At 65.0% G+C, this 15,455-nt stretch carries 15 protein-coding genes and 1 pseudogene; 7 read left to right on the forward strand and 9 right to left on the reverse strand.

Annotated features, from left to right (window positions below; genetic code table 11):
- Nucleotides 1-223: pseudogene (locus tag IEY43_RS14220) on the forward strand (HNH endonuclease); the annotation flags it as partial.
- A 1-nt stretch (nucleotide 224) separates the two neighbouring features.
- On the opposite strand, the gene IEY43_RS14225 reads toward IEY43_RS14220, so the two are convergent.
- Both IEY43_RS14225 and serS read right to left on the reverse strand, forming a co-directional pair.
- Nucleotides 225-1,055, reverse strand: a complete 831-nt coding sequence (locus tag IEY43_RS14225; RefSeq protein WP_188949240.1) for an HAD family hydrolase — start codon at nucleotides 1,053-1,055, stop codon at nucleotides 225-227.
- 125 nt (nucleotides 1,056-1,180) lie between these two features.
- The gene (serS, locus tag IEY43_RS14230) at nucleotides 1,181-2,458 is read right to left on the reverse strand and encodes a serine--tRNA ligase (RefSeq protein ID WP_188949241.1); all 1,278 of its coding nucleotides are present in this window, start codon (nucleotides 2,456-2,458) and stop codon (nucleotides 1,181-1,183) included.
- 38 nt (nucleotides 2,459-2,496) lie between these two features.
- Here serS and IEY43_RS14235 point away from each other — a divergent pair, with 38 nt between their 5' ends.
- Nucleotides 2,497-3,543 (forward strand): diacylglycerol/lipid kinase family protein, encoded by a 1,047-nt coding sequence (locus IEY43_RS14235; RefSeq protein WP_188949242.1) that lies wholly within the window; start codon nucleotides 2,497-2,499, stop codon nucleotides 3,541-3,543.
- Here the strand turns inward: IEY43_RS14235 and pheA are convergent.
- A complete protein-coding gene (gene pheA, locus IEY43_RS14240) occupies nucleotides 3,540-4,463 on the reverse strand; it encodes a prephenate dehydratase (protein ID WP_188949243.1) in 924 nt (307 codons plus the stop codon). The genes IEY43_RS14235 and pheA overlap by 4 nt on opposite strands.
- Complete coding sequence (locus IEY43_RS14245; RefSeq protein WP_188949244.1) at nucleotides 4,460-4,786, reverse strand: rhodanese-like domain-containing protein; 327 nt, start codon at nucleotides 4,784-4,786, stop codon at nucleotides 4,460-4,462. Before IEY43_RS14245 ends, pheA begins: the two co-directional genes overlap by 4 nt.
- A gap of 66 nt (nucleotides 4,787-4,852) precedes the next feature.
- Between IEY43_RS14245 and IEY43_RS14250 the strand changes: the two genes are divergently transcribed.
- Both IEY43_RS14250 and IEY43_RS14255 read left to right on the forward strand, forming a co-directional pair.
- The gene (locus IEY43_RS14250) at nucleotides 4,853-6,205 is read left to right on the forward strand and encodes an amidase (RefSeq protein ID WP_188949245.1); all 1,353 of its coding nucleotides are present in this window, start codon (nucleotides 4,853-4,855) and stop codon (nucleotides 6,203-6,205) included.
- A 52-nt stretch (nucleotides 6,206-6,257) separates the two neighbouring features.
- Nucleotides 6,258-7,715 (forward strand): peptide MFS transporter, encoded by a 1,458-nt coding sequence (locus IEY43_RS14255; RefSeq protein WP_188949246.1) that lies wholly within the window; start codon nucleotides 6,258-6,260, stop codon nucleotides 7,713-7,715.
- Between the two features lie 60 nt (nucleotides 7,716-7,775).
- On the opposite strand, the gene IEY43_RS14260 is transcribed toward IEY43_RS14255, so the two are convergent.
- From IEY43_RS14260 to IEY43_RS14270, 3 genes are read right to left on the reverse strand one after another with little or no spacing between them, the layout of a single operon-like run.
- On the reverse strand, nucleotides 7,776-7,985 hold the full coding sequence (locus tag IEY43_RS14260) for a helix-turn-helix domain-containing protein (protein ID WP_268240078.1): 210 nt from the start codon (nucleotides 7,983-7,985) through the stop codon (nucleotides 7,776-7,778).
- 3 nt (nucleotides 7,986-7,988) lie between these two features.
- Complete coding sequence (locus IEY43_RS14265; RefSeq protein ID WP_188949247.1) at nucleotides 7,989-8,339, reverse strand: hypothetical protein; 351 nt, start codon at nucleotides 8,337-8,339, stop codon at nucleotides 7,989-7,991.
- A 16-nt stretch (nucleotides 8,340-8,355) separates the two neighbouring features.
- Nucleotides 8,356-8,685, reverse strand: coding sequence for a DUF4190 domain-containing protein (locus IEY43_RS14270; RefSeq protein ID WP_188949248.1), 330 nt, complete (start codon nucleotides 8,683-8,685; stop codon nucleotides 8,356-8,358).
- A gap of 55 nt (nucleotides 8,686-8,740) precedes the next feature.
- Here IEY43_RS14270 and pgm point away from each other — a divergent pair, with 55 nt between their 5' ends.
- A complete protein-coding gene (gene pgm / locus IEY43_RS14275) occupies nucleotides 8,741-10,339 on the forward strand; it encodes a phosphoglucomutase (alpha-D-glucose-1,6-bisphosphate-dependent) (RefSeq protein ID WP_188949249.1) in 1,599 nt (532 codons plus the stop codon).
- Here the strand turns inward: pgm and IEY43_RS14280 are convergent.
- Complete coding sequence (locus IEY43_RS14280; RefSeq protein WP_188949250.1) at nucleotides 10,336-11,784, reverse strand: amino acid permease; 1,449 nt, start codon at nucleotides 11,782-11,784, stop codon at nucleotides 10,336-10,338. The two genes, pgm and IEY43_RS14280, sit on opposite strands and share 4 nt — an antisense overlap.
- 79 nt (nucleotides 11,785-11,863) lie before the next feature.
- Complete coding sequence (locus IEY43_RS14285) at nucleotides 11,864-13,297, reverse strand: aldehyde dehydrogenase family protein (protein ID WP_188949251.1); 1,434 nt, start codon at nucleotides 13,295-13,297, stop codon at nucleotides 11,864-11,866.
- Between the two features lie 85 nt (nucleotides 13,298-13,382).
- Here IEY43_RS14285 and IEY43_RS14290 point away from each other — a divergent pair, with 85 nt between their 5' ends.
- Both IEY43_RS14290 and IEY43_RS14295 read left to right on the forward strand, forming a co-directional pair.
- On the forward strand, nucleotides 13,383-14,939 hold the full coding sequence (locus IEY43_RS14290) for a hypothetical protein (RefSeq protein ID WP_188949252.1): 1,557 nt from the start codon (nucleotides 13,383-13,385) through the stop codon (nucleotides 14,937-14,939).
- Nucleotides 14,936-15,301, forward strand: a complete 366-nt coding sequence (locus IEY43_RS14295) for a GntR family transcriptional regulator (protein WP_188949253.1) — start codon at nucleotides 14,936-14,938, stop codon at nucleotides 15,299-15,301. Before IEY43_RS14290 ends, IEY43_RS14295 begins: the two co-directional genes overlap by 4 nt.
- Nucleotides 15,302-15,455: the final 154 nt, after the last annotated feature.

The following is a 15,455-nucleotide window of genomic DNA, read 5'->3' on the forward strand; positions in this document are numbered from 1 at the left end:
GGCCAAGGAATCCCCGAACTGGGTCGAGGTGCCCGTCGGGGAGTACTCCCACTCCATCCGCATCAACCCGGGCACCGGAGCCTACTACCAGTCAGTGGCGCCGCCGGTGACCGGGTACCGGCACCGCCGGTTCCCGGATTTGCTGACCCAGTCGAAATGGGTGCGCGGGAAGACCTTGCTGCGTGAGGAGCTTGAGGACCCGCCCGAGGACCCCGACCCGTAGGCTATCGCTGCAGCAGTTCCTCTAGAACCACCGCAAGACCGTCGTCATCCACACCGTCGGTAATCGCATCCGCGACGTCCTTGACCTCATCCGGAGCCTGGCCCATGGCTACGCCGAGCCCTGCCCACTGGAGCATCTCAATGTCATTGCGCCCGTCACCCACGGCAAGGGTGTCAGCGGTGTTGAATTTCAAGATCGCGCGCAGGCGCTCCAGGCCGCTGGCCTTGGTGGTTCCCTCAGCGGCGATGTCCAGCCAAGCGGTCCAGCCCACCGAATAGGTGACGCCGGAGAGTCCAAGCCCCTGCACTGCATGGCCGAAATCTTCAGCCGTCGCGTCCGTGGAAAACACGACCACACGTACGGCTTTGCTGTTGACCAGCTCTTCGAAATCCACGACCTGGGACTCGGCGCCGAAGCTGGCATCGGTGAAAACGTCGCTGGACAGGAATTCACCGCGCTCATTCTCCAGCGCGTATTTGGCATTGGGCAGCGAACGCCACAGGGCGGCCAGCGCCAAGGAAGGATCAAAGACTTCTCGATGGAAGACATCGACGTCTTCGCCGGTGATTTTCGCCAGGACTCCCCCGTTGCTGGCGACAACATAGCCGTGGTCGATGCCCAGCTCGCGGACGATCGGAAGGGCTGCGCCCAATGATCGTCCGGTGGAGATGACGACCTCGTGGCCGCGCTCTACGACTTCGCGGGCGGAGCGGCGCACGCGCTCGCTCATCTGGCCACGGTGGTTGACGATAGTTCCGTCAACGTCGAGGCAAATCATCAATTTTCGTGTGTTCAACCGGTCATCGTTGCCGGTTCTAGTTAAAACTGTCATGCCCCTAGTGAACCATCACCCGCAAGATATTGCGATGATCCATGGCACAAGCACAGGTGAACATCGAATTAAGTACAGTACGCCTTAAACGAGTAAACCGGCCCGAAGGCCGGTTTACCGAGGTCCTACCTGAGAACTTCCAGTCCGCCGAGGTACGGCTGCAGTGCCTTCGGAACGTTTACCGTCCCGTCTGAGTTCTGGTGGGTTTCCAGGATGGCGACGATCCAGCGGGTGGTGGCCAGCGTTCCGTTCAAGGTGGCTACCGCACGGGTCTTGCCGGGCTTGCCGTCGACGATCTCGCGTTCGCGGATGTTCAGGCGGCGCGCCTGGAAGGTGGTGCAGTTGGAGGTCGAGGTCAGCTCACGGAAGGTTTCCTGCGTCGGAACCCATGCCTCGCAGTCGAACTTGCGGGCCGCGCTCATGCCAAGGTCTCCTGCGGCGGTGTCGATCACGCGGTAGGCCAGCTCCATGCGGCCGAGCATGTCCTCTTCCATGGCCAGCAACTTCTCGTGCTCTGCCTCGGCGTTCTCCACGCTGGTGTAGATGAACATCTCCAGCTTGTTGAACTGGTGTACGCGGATGATGCCGCGGGTGTCCTTGCCAGCCGAACCAGCCTCGCGGCGGTAGCAGGAGGACCAGCCGGCGTAGCGGATCGGACCATCGGACAGATCCATGATCTCGTTCGCGTGGTAACCAGCCAGAGCCACCTCGGAAGTGCCGACCAGATACAGGTCGTCGCGCTCGAGCTTGTAGATCTCGTCGTCGTGCTCGACGTCGAAGCCGGTGCCCTGCATGGTTTCCGGGCGGACCAGGGTCGGGGTGATCATCGGGATGAAGCCGTGCTCCATGGCCACGTCCAGGGCCATGTTCATCATGGCGATTTCAAGGCGTGCGCCGATGCCCTTGAGGAAGTAGAAGCGGGAGCCGGAAACCTTGGCGCCGCGTTCCATGTCGATGGCGTCGAGCTTTTCGGCGATCTGCAGGTGGTCCAGCGGTTCGAAGCCCTCGGCCGCGAAGTCGCGCGGGGTGCCCACGTGCTTGAGCACGGTGAAGTCATCCTCGCCGCCGGCGGGGATGCCGTCGATGATCAGGTTCGGAATGGAACGCTGCAGCGCCACGGAAGTGGCTGCCGCGGCGTCGGCCTCGGCCTGCGCCGACTTCACGGAAGCAGCCAGCTCCTTGACCTCGGCCAACAGCGCGGCACGCTCCTCGCCCTTGGCTTGGCCAACCTTCTTGGAGAACGCGTTCTGCTCTGCGCGCAGGCGTTCGAAGGTGGCGATGGTCTCGCGACGAGCCGCATCAGCTTCAATGAGCTGGTCAATCAGCGACTCGTCGGCACCGCGCGCGCGTTGCGAGGCGCGGTACAAATCCGGATTCTCGGTGAGCATTTTCAGGTCGATCACACATTAAGCCTAGCAACCATGAGTACGATGAGAGCACTATGCAGACAAAAAGGGCGATCATTTTCTCTGCGGCGGCCGCAGCAGCCGCCGCCGCGGCAACCAGCTGGTACTCGGTGCGCAAGCTTTCCCACTCAAGCCAACCGCTGAGCAGGCCTGCCGAGGAGGTCGTGCAGACCGACCCGCGCAAAGTCGCGCTAATTGTCAATCCCTCCAAGTCAGGAGGCGACGACGCGGAGCAGGCGGTCACCCGGGTCTGCGCCGAGGCGGGCATGGATGCGCCGCTGGTCTTCCATACGACCCCGGACAATGCGGGACAGGATGCGGCCCGCAAGGCACTCGAAGCGGGGTGCGACACGGTCGTCGCCGCGGGCGGCGACGGAACCATCCGCGCGGCGGCCGAAGTCCTCGAAGGCACCGACGCCACGCTGGGCATCATCCCGCTGGGCACCGGCAACCTGCTGGCGCGCAATGTGGAGGTCCCGCTGGACGACATGCATACCGCCGCATTAGTGGCCGTGCGCGGCACCGTGCGTCCCATCGATGTGGGACATATGAAGCTGAACCTGCTGGATGGCACCACCGCGGACCACGCGTTTCTGGTGATCGCCGGGGTGGGCACCGACGCAGACCTGTTCGACGACACCGACGAGGAAATGAAGTCCAAGGTCGGCTGGCTGGCCTACTCGCAGGCGGGCCTGCGCCAGCTGCCGGGGCGGCGCAAGCGCGTGCACTTCAAGCTCTCCGACGATTCCAATTGGCAAACCCGCAAGGTCCGCTCGGTGCTGTTCGCGAATGTCGGCAAGCTGCAGGGGCTGGACTTCGTGCCGGACGCACGGATTGACGACGGCGTGCTGGATGCCGTGGTGCTCTCCCCGCGCTCGGCCGCGGGCTGGACTTGGATCCTGCTCAAGACGGCGTTCCGCGCGAAAAACAAGATCCCGGTCATGAGCTTCTACCAGACCAGCGGGGTCTTCCTGCGCTGCGCCGAACCCATGAATACGCAGATCGACGGCGACCCCACCGGCCAGGTCAACGAACTCGAGGTGTCGGTGAACGCCGGTTCGCTGCGCCTGCGCACACCCTAGAGCCGCGCGCGCAGGGAATCGACGAAGGAGCGCGCCTGGATGAAGGCGTCGTTGGAATTGTGCTCCTCGATCAGCGGGCTCTCACCCTGCACGGCGGGGTAGGACCCCAGGAAGCGCAGCGAAGGGCACAGGCGGTGCAGCCCGGAGACGGCGGCCGCCACCCGTTCCTCGGCGATATGCCCCTCGATGTCCACCGAGAAGAAGTATTTCCCCAAGCCTTCGCCAGTGGGGCGCGACTCGATGCGCGAAAGGTTCACTCCGCGGGCGGTGAAATGCTCAAGGATGCCCATCAACGCACCTGGCCGGTCCTCGGCCAGCGGGATGATCAGCGTTGACTTGTCCACGCCGGTGGGCGCCGGGATCTTTCCCGGGCGGGTGACCAGGATGAACCGGGTGACCGCGCCGACGTTGTCCTCCACCCCGCGCACCAGCACGTTCAGGCCGCGCTCCTGGGCCACCAGAGGGCTGCAGATCGCGGCGTCGTGGTGCTGTTCGGGATCCTGCAGGCCCAGCGCGCCGGCGGCAGTGGAGGCCGCCGGCGCGAAGACCGCCGCCGGGATGTTGGCCTCGGCCCACAGTCGGCACTGCGCCCACGCGTGCCCGTGCGTCGACACTTGCCTGATCTGGCCCAGCTCGGTGATTCCCTCGCGGGCGGCGAGCACGAACGTGATCGGCACCAGGATCTCGGCCACGATCTGCAGCGAATCGCCGGTGGCGATGGAGTCCAGCGTCGCGGAAACCCCGCCCTCCACCGAGTTCTCGATGGGCACGACGGCGGCGTCGACATCGCCCTCACGCACCATGGACAGGGCGACGTTGACGTTGGCGGCGGGGACGCGTTCGGACTCGTGGGCGCCGTCAACCTGCAGCAGCGCGGATTCGGTGAAGGTTCCCGAGGGGCCTAGATAGGCATATTTCATCGAACGGTCGGCTCCTGACCATTCTCGGATTCCATTGGCAGCTTGGCCTCGAGCCAGGCGTCGGATCCGCCGGCGATGTTGAAGGCGGTGTAGCCCAAGCCGGTCAGCCAGGCCGCGGCCTGCGCCGAACGCCCTCCGGTGCGGCAGATGACGTAGGTGTCCACGTCCGGGTCCAGCTCGGAAACACGCTCGGGCAGGGTGCCGAGCACCACGTGGGTGGCGCCTGCGGCGTGCCCGGCTTCCCACTCGAAGTCTTCGCGCACGTCCAGGATGAATGCGTCCTTGGGTACGTCGGTTACCGAAACAGTCTCGAAATCGCTCATGGCTGGAATTCCTTTTCAATTGGGTGTTTGCTTTAAAGACTAATCATTCCTGCCTCGAAAGCCGATATGTTGCCTCTCAGCGCCCTGACATTGCGCGACCAGCTGGCGGACGGAGACATCTCCAGCCGCGAAGCCACCGCACACTACCTGCAGCAGATCGATCAGCAGCAGGCCCTGGGCGCCTTCATCCACGTCTCCGAGGCGGCCATGGACGCCGCCGCCCGGGCCGACGAGGCGTTCGCGAAGCACCGCGGCAAGCTGGGGCGGATGCACGGGATGCCCACGGCCTTCAAGGACCTGAACGACGTGGCCGGCATGCCCACCACCTACGGATCGGCCGCGATCAAGCAGACGACGGCCACCCGGGACTCCGCGCTCGCGGCGCGGCTGCGCGCGGAAGGGGTGATCGTCCTGGGCAAGACCCAGGTGCCCGAGTTCGGGCTGAGCAGCTATTCGGAGAACCTGATCGCCGCGCCCTCGCGCAACCCGCACGACCCGCTGCGTTCCTCCGGCGGCTCCTCCGGGGGGCAAGCCGCCGCGGTGGCGGCCGGCATGATCCCGGTCGGTCCGGGTTCGGACGGCGGCGGATCGGTGCGCATCCCGGCGGCCGCCTGCGGTCTGGTCGGGCTCAAGCCATCGCTGGGCCGGATCCCCAGCGACGTGCTGGAGGGCTACAGCGACGGCTTCGGCGCCCCGAAGCTCACGGTCTCCGGGCCGCTGGCCCACGACGCGCTGGATGCGGCGCTGCTGATGGACGCGATGCGCGGATCGGATTATTTCCTGCCGCTGCTGCGTGGCGGTTTCCCGGAGGAGCTGTCCAACCTGCGCATCGGCTACAGCACCCACTCGCCGTTCCAGAGCGCCTACGACATCGCGGTCTCCGCCGAGGCGCAGCAGTCGTTCACCGCGGGACTGCAGCTGCTCGCACGGCGGCATCAGATGGAACTGGCAACGCTGGACTACGCGGAGGACTACCCGGAGGCTTTCACCGCGGTGTGGACCAACGGGCTGAAGGACATCCCGCTGGATGACGAATCGCGCTTGGGAACCCTGGCACGGGACTTCCGGCGCCGTTCACAGGAGCGCAGCCGGCGCGAAAGCCTGCGGGCGGCCACCCGGGTCCGGCAGATCGCGGCGGACTTCATCCGGCAGTGGTCGGCGTACGACGTCATCGCCACTCCGGCGCTGTCGGGCATCCCGCCGCTGGTGGGGCACTATACCCAAGGATCGGCGGAGCGCGATTATATGTTGCAGTGCCAGTATTCCCCGTACAGCTCCATGGTGAACGTGGCTTCGGCGGCCGCGGTTACCGTACCCGTGGGTACCAGCAAAGACGGCCTCCCGCTGGGGATCCAGCTGATTTCCCCGCGTTCGGACGAGGGAATGCTGCTGGCTTTAGCGTTGCAGATCTCAATGTGAGCTTTCCGACAGAAGTAGGTACTCGCCTGTCGAAAAGTGAAAAATATTACGTATGTCTACTGCAACACCGAGCACCCAACGCCCGGCCAAGACCTTCCTTGGCCACCCGGGCGCGCTCGCAAACCTGTTCAGCGTCGAGATGTGGGAGCGCTTCTCCTTCTACGGCATGCAGGCTTTGCTGGCCTACTACATGTACTTCACGGTCGCCGACGGCGGCCTCGGACTGGACCAGGGGCTGGCCCTGTCGCTGGTCGGCGCCTACGGCGGCGCCGTCTACCTGAGCACCATCCTCGGCGCCTGGATCGCCGACCGCCTGTGGGGCTCGGAGCGCGTGCTGTTCGTCTCCGCGCTGGTCATCATGGCCGGCCACCTGGCCCTGGCATTCCTGCCGGGCGTCACCGGCCTGTCCATCGGCCTGGTGCTGGTGGCCGTCGGCTCCGGCGGACTGAAGGCCAATGCCACCGCGCTGGTCGGCTCGCTGTACTCCAAGGATGACCCGAAGGCCGACGCCGGCTTCTCCATCTTCTACATGGGCGTGAATATCGGCGGCCTGGTCGGCCCGCTGCTAACCGGCCTGCTGCACCAGAACTTCGGCTTCCATGTGGGCTTCGGCGCCGCGGCCGTGGGCATGGGCGCTGGCCTGCTGATCTACTCGTTCGGCCGCAAGAACCTGCCGGACTCGGTGCGCCAGGTCCCGAACCCGCTGCCGAAGAACGAGCGCACCCGCTACGTGGTCATCTTCCTGGCCGTCATCGTGGCGATCATCGCCGTCTTTGCCACCAAGATCGTCACCCCGGAGAACCTGGCCTCCACCATCGCCTACGTGGTGATCGCCGCCAGCGTCGTGTACTTCGTGCTGATCCTGCGCAGCCCGCTCGTCACCGCTCGCGAGCGCAAGAACGTCTATGCGTTCATCCCGTTCTACATCGCCTCGGCCGCCTTCTGGGCGCTGTTCCAGCAGCAGTTCACCTTCATCGCTGCCTACTCGGCCGAGCGCCTGGACCGCCACCTGTTCGGCTGGGAGATGCCGGCCAGCTGGGTCCAGTCGATCAACCCGGTCTTCATTGTGCTGCTGGCCGGCGTGTTCGCCGCCATGTGGACCAAGCTGGACAAGCGCCAGCCGCGCACCAGCACCAAGTTCGGCCTTTCGCTGGTCGTGGTGGGCGCGGCCTTCCTGTGCTTCATCCCGCTGAACTCGCTGGAGATGACGCCATTGCCGGCCATGATCGGCATCCTGCTGCTGTGCACCATCGCCGAGCTGCTGCTCTCCCCGACCGGCCAGGCCGTGACCACCAAGCTGGCTCCTGCCGCCTTCGGCACCCAGATGATCGCGCTGTTCTTCCTGTCGATCTCGCTGGGCACCACGCTGTCGGGTGTGTTGGCCGGCTTCTACACCCCTGGCAACGAGGTTGCCTACTTCATCGCCATGGGCGGCACCGCGGTCGTCCTGGGCATCGCCATGCTGGCGGCCACCCCGGCGCTGAAGAAGCTCATGGGTTCGGTGCACTAAAGCCCCGATCGCCTAAGCAGCTGCGGCGCGGATCCCCTTGGGGATCCGCGCCGCAGCTGTTTAATGGAGGACCAGCAGCTCGCCGATCTCGCAGTCCAGGGCCTGGCAGATGGCCACCAGCGTGCGGAAACGGATGGCTCTGGCCCGGTCGTTTTTGAGCACCGACAGGTTCACCACCGAGACATCGACCAGTTCGCTGAGCTGGACCACGGTCATCTTGCGTTCAGCCAGCAATTCGGTCAGCCTGCAGTGCACAGCGCGCAGTTCCACGGATCAGAGCAGCCGCTCGTACTGCCACGCCATCTTCATGCCGGCGTTGGCCAATTCCACCACCACCAGGATGGCCAGGGCCATGAAGAGCGGTGTGAATTCGTAGCTGATGGAGAAGGTCGGGTCCGGCCACGGGAAGGATCCGGAAAATACCTGGTCTCCTGTGCTGGCGTAGCCGTCCACCCTCAGCGTTTCCTCGCCCGCCCGGTAGGTGCCGATGCCGGTGAGCGTCTGGCCGATCAGCGTTCCGAAGGCCAGGGCGCAGGCGGCAAGCCTTCCGGCGCGGAGCAGCGAGACGCTGAACGGCTTGCCCGCCAGCAGCTTGCTGCACAGCGCGATGACCGTTGCCAGCACGGCGCAGCCACCGGGTCTAGGAGTAGTTCAGGTCCTCGTAGACGTAGTCCGAGTACTCGTAGAAGGTTTCCGGTACCCAGAAGATCACCCAGATCAGGAACGCGTAGAGCAGCGCCGCAAGCACCAGGGCAATCCATGAGGTGATCAGCCCGGCCAGCGACAGCGCGCGGGAGTTCGGTTCGCGCCGATAGCCGAGGTGTCCGGTGATGACTCCGGCCAGCGGAACTAGAATGATGATGGCGAAGCCCAGCATCGAGAGGATGCCGAGCACCAGCGAGGCCACCGACAGCCCGGTCGACTCCGGCGGGCGCTGGTAGGGGTTTTGCGGATATGGGTAGTAGCTCATGACTATCCATTGTCTACGACTTCGCGGACAACGTACCAACTAGGAGACATACGCAGTGGCACACGAACGAGCCGGCCAGCCGGCGCAGGAAACCGACCTGATCGATCTTCAGGCGGTGCTCGACGCCTACACACGGATCGTGCCTTCCAGCGCGAACCCGGACCAGGCGGTTGTCTTCGGAACCTCCGGCCACCGCGGCACCTCGCTGAACGGCACCTTCAACGAGGCGCACATCGCCGCGATCACCCAGGCCGTCGTCGATTACCGTACCGCCGCCGGCATCACCGGCCCGATGTACGTCGGAAAGGACAGCCACGCGCTCTCCGAGCCGGCCTACCGCACTGCGTTGGAGGTCCTGGCCGGCAATGGGGTCCGGGTGCTGGCCGAGGACGGCCTGACCCCCACCCCGGCGTTGAGCCACGCCATTCTGGTGCATAACGCGCGCGGCGGCGAACAGGCCGACGGCCTGATCATCACCCCCTCGCATAATCCCCCGGCCGACGGCGGCATCAAGTACAACCCGCCGCACGGCGGCCCGGCCGAATCGGAGATCACCGGGCCCATCGCCGCCCGCGCGAACGAGCTGCTGGCCGGCGACGGAATCAAGCGCGGCACCCCCAACGCCATGCCCTTCGATTTCCGCGAGCTGTACATCGCCGATCTGGCGCAGGTCATCGACTTCAAGGCCATCGCCGACTCCGGCATCTCGATCGGCGCGGATCCGCTGGGCGGCGCCTCGGCGCACTACTGGGGCGAGATCGGCCGGCGCTACGGGTTGAACCTGAGCGTCGTGAACGAGTCCGTGGACCCGCGCTTCGGCTTCATGACGCTGGACAAGGACGGCAAGATCCGCATGGACTGCTCCTCGGCCCATGCCATGGCCTCGCTGGTGGCCAACCGCGGCAAATACGACATCTCCACGGGCAACGACGCGGACGCCGACCGCCACGGCATCGTCACCCCGGATGCCGGGCTGATGAACCCGAACCACTTCCTGGCCGTGGCCATCGACTACCTGCTCACCCACCGCCCGCAGTGGCCGGCCGACGCGAAGGTCGGCAAGACGCTGGTCTCGTCGGTGCTGATCGACCGCGTAGTCGCCGCCCACGGGCGCGAGCTGCTGGAGGTCCCGGTGGGCTTCAAGTACTTCGTGGCGCCGCTGGCCTCTGGCCAGGTGGGCTTCTGCGGCGAGGAATCGGCCGGCGCCAGCTTCCTGGACTTCGCCGGCCGCGCCTTCAGCACCGACAAGGACGGCATCATGCTGGCCCTGCTGGCCAGCGAGATCCGCGCGGTGACCGGCAAGAGCCCCAGCCAGATCCACGCAGAGCTTCTCGCCCGCCACGGCGGCAGCTTCTACGACCGCTTCGACGCCCCGGCCGGCCGCGAGCAGAAAGCCGTGCTGGGCAGGCTGAACCCGGGCATGGTCGAGGCCACCGAGCTGGCCGGCGACCCGATCACCGCCAAGGCCACGGAAGCCTCGGGCTTCGCGATCGGCGGTTTGAAGGTCTCCAGCGAGCATGCCTGGTTTGCCGCGCGCCCCTCGGGCACCGAGGACATCTACAAGATCTACGCGGAATCAACGAAATCACCCGAACATCTGCAGCAGGTGCTGGCAGAGGCCCGGGTGATCGTGGATGCGGCGCTGAACGCCTAGTGCAGCTCGGCGGTCCACGGGTCGATCTTCACGGCTGGCTGCTTGCGGGTGGCCAGCCAATGGCCCAGCCAGAGCAGCAGGAAGATCGGCAGGCCGATGTAGGAGGAAACCACCTGCAGCAGGTTGCCTTCGACGACCGCCTGGTAGTTCTGGCCGGCGATGACCACGATGAGGATCGCGAAGGCCAGGATGGGACCCAGCGGGAACAGCGGCGCCTTGTAGGGCAGCTTGGCCAGGTCCTGGCCGCTGGCGATGTATTGCTTGCGGAACTGGTAGTGGCAGACCGCAATGCCGATCCAGGCGATGAACCCGGACAAGCCGGAGACGTTCAGCAGCCAGGTGTAGGCAGCGCCTTGGCCGATGATCGCTGTGAGGAAGCCGAACAGGCCCACCGAGGCGGTCAGCAGCATCGCCGGCATCGGCACGCCGTTGCGGTTCAGCCGGGCGAAGATCTTCGGGGCCTTGCCGTCCAGCGCCATCGAGTACAGCATGCGCGCTGAAGCATATAGCCCTGAGTTGCCGGCGGACAGGATGGCGGAGAGGATCACGGCGTTCATCAGGGCCGCGGCGAAGGCAATGCCCGCACGCTCGAAGACCAGGGTGAACGGCGAGGTCGCGATGTCGGAGGCCTCGGAGGAGAGCAGCGAGGGATCCAGGTACGGGATCAGCATGCCGATGACGAAGATCGCGCCGATGTAGAACAGCATGATGCGCCAGAAGATCGCCTTGATGGCGCGCGGGATGTCGCGCTTGGGGTTCTCCGCCTCGCCGGCGGCCACGCCGACCAGCTCGGTGCCCTGGAAGGAGAAGCCGGCGATCATGAAGACCGAGACGATGGACAGCCAGCCACCGACGATCGGAGCCTCGCCATCCGTCCAGTTGCTGAAGCCCGGGGAGCTGCCGCCGATGATCCCGAAGATCATCGCGACGCCGCAGATCAAGAACACGATGACGGTAATGACCTTGATCATCGCCAGCCAGTATTCACCTTCGCCGAAGGCCTTGGCGGACAGCGCGTTCAGCCCGGTGAGCAGCGCCAGGAAGATCGCCGCCCAGATCCAGCTCGGTGAATCGGGGAACCAGTAGGACATGATGATGCCCGCGGCAACCAATTCCGCGGCGACGGTGATCGCCCAGTTGAACCAGTAGTTCCAGCCGATCGCGAAGCCGAAGTGGCGGTTGACGAACACCGTGGCGTAGGTCTGGAAGGAGCCGGCAACCGGTAGGCGCGCGCTCATCTCCCCCAGCGACTGCATCAGCAGCAGGACCATGAGCCCGATCAACCCGTAGGCGATCAGCGCTCCCCCGGGCCCTGCGTCGGCGATCGCGCCTCCGGAGGCGACGAACAATCCGGTTCCGATCGATCCGCCAATTGCAATCATCTGCAGGTGGCGGGCCTTGAGACCACGCTTCAGACCGTCGTGGGACGGTGCGGGCTCACTCATGCGTTACAGCTCCTGGTGCATAGAAAAATCCAACCTTTCAATCCAAGCACCACGGCGAGCTCAAACGCTATGAACCGCGCTACAGTAAGCGATCAATAATCTTTCGCTTAGCCCATGAGTACGGAGGATAAATTGCGCTCAGGGTATCTACCACCGTAGTTTTGCTCAGTTCCGAGCGTATTTGCGAAAGCCGGTCGAAGCCGTGCTTGCCGTGGTAGGAGCCCATTCCGCTGGGACCAACCCCGCCGAAGGGCAGGGACGGAATGATCATCTGGGCCAACGGGGCATTGTGCACGATGGCGCCGGCGCGCACCCGGTCGGAGAAGATCGACTGCAGCCGCGGGCTTTCGCTCATCAGGTAGGCCGCCAGCGGAGCAGGCCGAGCGGCAATGAATTCCAGCGCCTCTTCGAAGGTGGCCACCTCGATCACCGGCAAAATGGGACCGAAGATTTCCTCCTGCATCAGCGTTCCGTCGAGGTCGACGTTGCGCATGATGGTCGGCGCGATGCGCAGGGTCGTCTCGTCGTACTGTCCGCCGTGCACCACCTCGCCCTGTTCGAACATGTCCAGCAAGCGCTGGAAATGGCGGTGGCTGGCGATGCGGCCGAAGTCGGGGTGCGTCAGCGGGTCCTTGCCGTAGAAGCTGTGGATGGTCTGGCTCAGGCGCTCGATCAGCGGCGCCGAGTCGCCGATGGACAGCACGTAGTCCGGCGCCACGCAGGTCTGGCCCGCGTTCATGAACTTGGCGTAGGCCAGCCGTTTGGCGACGGCCGGCAGCTGGTTGTCCACCACGGCCGGGGACTTGCCGCCCAGCTCCAGGGTGGTCGGAGTCAGGTGCTTGGCGGCCGCGGCGGCGACCACCTTGGCGACCTTCTCGCCGCCGGTGAGGAAAATGTGGTCCCAGCGCGCAGCCAGCAGTTCGGTGGCGGTGTCAACGCCGCCTTCGATGACTGCGTATACGCGGTTGTCCAGGTAGAGCGGCAGGAACTTGGCCAATGCCCCGGAGGTCGCCGGGGCAATCTCCGAAGGCTTGAGCACTGCGGCATTGCCGGCGGCGATGGCGGCGACCAGCGGGGCCAGCATGAGCTGCAGCGGGTAGTTCCACGGGCCGATGATCAGCACTACGCCCAGCGGACGTGGCTCGACCTTGGCCATGGCCGGCTGCAGTGCGAGCGGCACCTTGACGTTGGTGTGGTCCATCCATTCGGCCAGATGGCGCAGCGCAAAGTCGATTTCGGCGCGGACCACGTCTACCTCGGAGAACTTCGCCTCGGTGGCGCCCTTGCCCAGGTCCTCGTTCAGCGCGGACAGGAAGTCGTCCAAATGCTCGTCGAGCATCTTCTCCAGCGCGCGCAGCTGCTGGACGCGGAAGCGGCGCGGGTGGGTAATGCGGGAATCGGCCGAGTGGCGCAGGCTGGCGAGCGTGGCGGCGATTTTCGAAGGATGCTCGTCCACGGGCGGCGCGAAGTCGCCGACGGGATCGGGCAGCGGAGTGGAAGTAAACAGGCCCATGAATCGAGACTACGTCAATGCGCTGGAGTTGGCCTGATTGAGACCCCTCTTTATTTTGTATCAACTGGTTGGTACATTAAGCCTCATGCAGGGGTTTTCATCGGCCGCTATCGGCCTCGCACTCATTGCCGGAGTCATCTATCTCTGGCTCAGGGCCGTAGCCCGCAACCGAAATACCCCTGCACTGGCGCGTGCCAAGTCGCATTCCTTCTGGTGCGCGCTCATTGCCTTCTTCGCCAGCACTTCGACCCCTGATCAGCCGTTCTGGTCGATTGCGGCTGATGGTTCCACGCAGTGGCCGGCGGAAAACATCTGGTTCTCGGTCCTCAGCCCAGCGCTCTGGCTTGGCACGGTCTATCTGATCGGGCTCTACAGCTGGCCACGTGAACTGAAAAGCGTACGCAGCGCCTCGCTGGAGCCGCGATCCCTCACCACACCGGTACCCCGCCGGCTGCTGGTCACTGCTTGCCTGCTTGCCGCACTTTCCATTGCCAGCCTCTGGCCGATGCTCTCCCAGCCGGGTTTCGTACCAGTCCCCGCAATCGAGACGGTTGTCGCCGGGGAATTGTTGTCCACGGACGACCAGCAAGGCATCATGCCCGGCAGGGAAGCCATCGCGTATACGGCGTTGCAGATCATCGCCTTGATGACCTCCATGGCAATGATTGCATTGGTCATCCTGCGTCGCAGTCCGCTGAACGGCATCTCGCACCATGACAACCAGGTGCTGCGCGCGACATGGCTCAACCGTTTGCTGCGTACTGGCGGTTTTCTGCTGGCAGTTGCCGCAGTGGAGAATCTCAGTTTCGTCGTGGCGACCCCGTTGGGCATGGGAGTTCACGGTGTTGAGCCGGACAGCCAATGGATGATGGCCTCGAATATCTTTATGCTCGCCGTCAGTGCCGTGATGTTCTTCTGGGGGCCGAAGGCAAACTTCGAAGGCGAACCCCGGCGTGCTGCCTGCTATGCCTTCGGCCGAGCCCGCGATCACCTACTGGTGATGGCCTTTGTCGCTACCTTGGTGGCTTTGCTGAGCGTTTTCCTTTCCTCGGCGGCCGTCGAGTATGTCGCGGACGAGGTAGACAGATGGAGCCGTCCGATCATTGGCGAGCACGCCTTGGCCACGATGTTCACCCTGCTCGTCGCTGCTTTGGCATACCTGCTCATCACCTGCTCACTCACCGCTTACGGCCATTTGATGGCCGGCGCGGCCCGGCAGCTGCCCCGACTGGCCAGCAGGCTTCCCACCTACATCTACTGCGTCGCCGGGGTTGTCGGGACAACGGGGATCGTCCTCCTGTTCGCTCCCCCTCATGATCCGCACGCGATGCTCGTAACAGCGAAGACCTGGGAAACGCTCGCTGTTGTCTCGGCGCTTGCGGCCGCGGTTGTCGGCGCGATCTGGTGGGTCCGCCGCTGCGCGGTGCCGTGGAAGCTGAACGCCGAAGAAGAAATCTGGTACCGGCAGGTCTTGGAACTGCGCATCCTGCGGACGTCGAGCAGCGCGCTGCTATTGATGCCCACGTGGGCCTATGATCTCGGTCCAGCGATGGTCGCGATCGGGTTGATCCCCTGCTGCATTCCTTCCATGGTTGTGCTGAATAAGCCCACGGCATCGATTCCCTACAGGCAACCTGCATGAGCGCCCAGATCACCGTGGACCTGGACTCGACGCTTCCGCCCTACGAACAGATCCGGGCCCAGGTGGCCTCGCTGATATCGCTGGGTGAGCTGGCGGCCGGGAGCAAGCTGCCCACGGTGCGCGCGCTGGCCACCGACCTGGGAGTGGCGGCGGGCACCGTGGCCCGCGCCTACAAGGAACTGGAGGCCGAAGGCCTGATCTCCTCGCGCCGCCGGGCGGGCACCGTGGTCAACCAGCTGCCCGGGCAGCAGCCGCTGGACGAGCACCTCATTCGGGCCGTGGACCGGGTCTGGGAGCTGGCCGCGGAGCTGGGGGTGGACGCGGCGACGGTAAAGGCGCTGGTGGAGCGCCGGGCGCGATAGCACGGGCGTTTCCTCACCAGCCCATCATTCCTGCGTAGCCAGGATATGCTCGACGGAACCCGACCCTGTCTACGGGCTCGCTTTAATCTCGCCGCATTGGAATGGACTATCAGTGGATCCGGTTTCGATTTTAATCGTCTGCGTATTGCTCATG

This window comes from Glutamicibacter protophormiae, assembly GCF_014647495.1.
In the GTDB taxonomy this organism is placed as follows: Bacteria; Actinomycetota; Actinomycetes; order Actinomycetales; family Micrococcaceae; genus Glutamicibacter; species Glutamicibacter protophormiae.